Annotated in this window: 4 protein-coding genes; 2 read left to right on the forward strand and 2 right to left on the reverse strand. The window is 43.8% G+C overall.

Going from position 1 to position 3,212, the window contains the following annotated elements; translation table 11 throughout:
- The first annotated feature begins 167 nt into the window (after nt 1-167).
- Nucleotides 168-719, forward strand: coding sequence for an NAD(P)H-dependent oxidoreductase (locus tag PBA01S_RS22390; protein ID WP_085170912.1), 552 nt, complete (start codon nt 168-170; stop codon nt 717-719).
- Here the strand turns inward: PBA01S_RS22390 and PBA01S_RS22395 are convergent.
- Nucleotides 692-1,057 (reverse strand): winged helix-turn-helix transcriptional regulator, encoded by a 366-nt coding sequence (locus tag PBA01S_RS22395; RefSeq protein ID WP_028540038.1) that lies wholly within the window; start codon nt 1,055-1,057, stop codon nt 692-694. The genes PBA01S_RS22390 and PBA01S_RS22395 overlap by 28 nt on opposite strands.
- 43 nt (nt 1,058-1,100) lie before the next feature.
- Nucleotides 1,101-2,018, reverse strand: coding sequence for an AraC family transcriptional regulator (locus PBA01S_RS22400; RefSeq protein WP_028540039.1), 918 nt, complete (start codon nt 2,016-2,018; stop codon nt 1,101-1,103).
- A gap of 182 nt (nt 2,019-2,200) precedes the next feature.
- Here PBA01S_RS22400 and PBA01S_RS22405 point away from each other — a divergent pair, with 182 nt between their 5' ends.
- Entirely contained in the window at nt 2,201-3,196 is a 996-nt protein-coding gene (locus tag PBA01S_RS22405) for an aldo/keto reductase (RefSeq protein WP_127576770.1), read from the forward strand.
- Nucleotides 3,197-3,212 lie beyond the last annotated feature (16 nt).

Raw genomic sequence — 3,212 nt, forward strand, 5'->3', positions numbered from 1 at the left:
CAGTTTGGCAACAAGGGGTTATACCCCAAGAGCAAACCACCCGTTGGACGGGTGGTTATGATTGGATTCCCTTACTTCGAGGTAAGTACCCCACTTTAAAGTGCGTTCTTGTTTTATTTTTCAACTCCAATAAAATGATTCTCAAAACAAGAAACAGGAGGTTCTCCATGAAAACACTCATCATTGTGGCGCATCCCAACATTTCTAAGTCTGTCATTAACAAGAGGTTTATCGAAGAATTGCGAAAATATCCCGAAACATATACCGTCCATGAATTAACTTCCGCTTATCCAGATGGGATCATCGATGTGGAACAAGAGCAGAAGCTGGTCGAGGCTCACGATCATCTCGTTCTGCAGTTTCCGATCCAATGGTTCTCATGCCCGCCCATTCTGAAAACTTGGCTGGACGAAGTGCTGACTCAAGGCTGGGCTTACGGCAGGAACGGGGGAGACAAGCTGCAGGGGAAAAAAGTAGCTTTGGCAGTCACCGCGGGGATCCGGAAGAGCGATTATCTGGAAAGCGGCCGATACCACTATACGTTGGAACAGTTGCTGACACCGTTTGAGACCACTTTCCGCTATTATTGTCGTGCGGATTATCGCTCGTTTTTCGCTTTTTACGGTGCAGAGATCGTCCCTGGCGAGGAGTATTCTTCAAGTTCAGAAGAAATCGAGCAAGGCGTTAAAGACTATCTGGAGTTTTTGGATAAGTTATAAGTCTCCCGATTCTGCTCCCCCCAATCGCACATCATGTTTAAGATCGGGATGAGGGATTGTCCCCGCTCGGTCAGTGAATATTCCACTTTGGGAGGAATCTGCGGGTACTCTTTGCGCGAAATAATGCCATCGGCCATAAGCTCTTTCAGCATAACACTTAGCGTTTTATAGGAGACGCTTTCCAGGTGTCGGTGAATTTCATTGTGTCGTAAAACCTTATGCTCCGCGAGTAAATACATGATGGTCATTTTATATTTTCCGCCGATAATGGACAGCGTGTAATAGAAGCCGCTCTTTTCCAAGGCTGTTCCTGGTACAGCGCAACGGGTGTTCTTCATGCCCGCTCCTCCTTGCTTGGGGGTAGTAGATCATACTTAGGCATTACGCATTAATCATCTTGTCACTGTGATTTAACAGGCGCATTATATCTTTTTTGGGCGGCAAGCCAAACATGCGCGAGTATTCACGGCTAAACTGCGATGGACTATCATAACCCACCCGGAAAGCAACTTCTGCTGCATCTGCGGATTCAGATAATAATAAACTCCGTGCAGCTTGCAGCCTCAGTTGTTTTTGGAATTGAATCGGGCTCATGGTCGTTACCTCTTTGAAGTGGCGATGCAGGGAAGAAACACTCATATTTGCTATTTTTGCAAGGTCTTCAATCTTAAAAGACTGTTCAAAATGATTCATGATATATTCAATCACATCACTAACTTGGCTGGTGGAACTTCCTTCTATTGCGATTTGTTTTAGTGTGGCTCCATGCTCTCCTTGGAGAACTCTGTAGATGATTTCTTTCTTAATGATAGGGGCGAGCATTTTATGATCCACTGGATGATCCAGTAATCGAGCTAATCTTGTTACTGCGTCCAGCAAAGAAGGCTCTATTTTACTGACATACATTCCTCGTCTCGCATTTTCTTTCTTTTCGACACCCAATTGGAAATCATGCAGCGCTTCTAAAATTTCATGGACTGTGAATTCAATTTTTAGGGCCAGATAAGGAACTTTAGGTGAGGCTTCCGTAACTTGTCCGGTAATTGGCAGTTTTACGGATGCAATCAGGTAATCAGCAGGACCATATAGAAAACGTTCCTGTGAAAGCATCACCTCTTTCGCTCCTTGAACGACAATGCACAAGGACGGTTTATGAACCCCGTACATCGGCCCAATATGGCTGGAGTACCGTGAGAAAAGTAAAGAAGGAATAGCAGTCGCTTGAGTTCCGTCTTGGCCAGTGTGCTTCTCTATCATTTCGGCGAGCTCTGCTCTTTGCCTATATAATTGATCAAACATCTATAATCTTCCTTTGCCTAATCGGATGGTTCCATTATAAATCCTATTCATCGATTTCGTGAATGGTTGTGAGAGGATTATGCAATCATTTGGCAGGATTGTGATACCTGCCCCGATCTCATTTGAGTCATATTAAGAGTACAGGGGATTGTAATTAATCATTTAGTAAGAAGGTGAACAAAATGGAGTACGTGAAACTTGGAAATTCAGGATTGGATGTATCCCGTCTGAGTCTTGGATGTATGGGTTTTGGTGTGAAAGAACGCTGTGTTCACCCCTGGGTGATCGATGAAGAGAGCAGTCGCCAAATTATCAAAAAAGCTCTCGATTTAGGGATCAATTTTTTTGATACCGCCAATGTTTATTCAGACGGAACAAGTGAAGAATTTGTTGGTCGTGCTCTTAAGGATTTTGCCAACCGAGACGAGGTAGTTATTGCGACAAAGGTTTATTTTCCTACGGGAAAAGATTTAAACAGCCAAAAACCGAATGGCAGAGGACTCTCGCGAAAACATATTATGAGTGAAATTGATAAGAGCCTTAAACGGTTAGGAACAGATTATGTAGATCTTTATATCATCCACCGTTGGGATTATCACACTCCTATCGAAGAAACCATGGAGGCATTACATGATGTTATAAAAGCGGGTAAAGCTAGATATATTGGTGCTTCTGCAATGTACGCATGGCAGTTCCTCAAGGCATTGAATGTGGCAGAGAAATACGGGTGGACCCGGTTTGTATCGATGCAAAATCATCTTAATCTTATCTACCGTGAAGAGGAACGGGAGATGTTGCCGCTCTGTAAGGAGGAAAAAATTGGGGTAACTCCATATAGCCCGCTTGCTTCAGGCAGATTAACACGCGATTGGTCAGAACATACGCTTCGATCTGAAACCGACAGTGTACAGAAATCAAAATACGATGCAACTGCAAGCACTGACCGTATCATTGTAGATCGGGTCGCCGAACTGGCGGAAAAACACGGTGTTCTTCGTTCACAAATTGCAATTGCTTGGTTGCTGCAAAAAGAAACGATAACCTCACCCATTATAGGGGCGACGAAAATATCCCATCTTGAAGATGCCGTTGGCGCATTATCGATTAAATTAACCCCCGAAGAAGTTGCTTATTTAGAAGAACCGTATGTACCGCATCCAGTAGTTGGAGCACTATAGATTTCTTTGATGCAAC

The organism is Paenibacillus barengoltzii NBRC 101215 (assembly GCF_004000745.1).
GTDB lineage: Bacteria > Bacillota > Bacilli > Paenibacillales > Paenibacillaceae > Fontibacillus > Fontibacillus barengoltzii.

Bases quoted from the DNA above. Each gene is read 5' to 3' on its own strand.
- PBA01S_RS22400 (WP_028540039.1), bottom strand. From the start codon at position 2,018: ATGTTTGATCAATTATATAGGCAAAGAGCAGAGCTCGCCGAAATGATA.
- PBA01S_RS22405 (WP_127576770.1), top strand. From the start codon at position 2,201: ATGGAGTACGTGAAACTTGGAAATTCAGGATTGGATGTATCCCGTCTG.
- PBA01S_RS22390 (WP_085170912.1), top strand. From the start codon at position 168: ATGAAAACACTCATCATTGTGGCGCATCCCAACATTTCTAAGTCTGTC.
- PBA01S_RS22395 (WP_028540038.1), bottom strand. From the start codon at position 1,057: ATGAAGAACACCCGTTGCGCTGTACCAGGAACAGCCTTGGAAAAGAGC.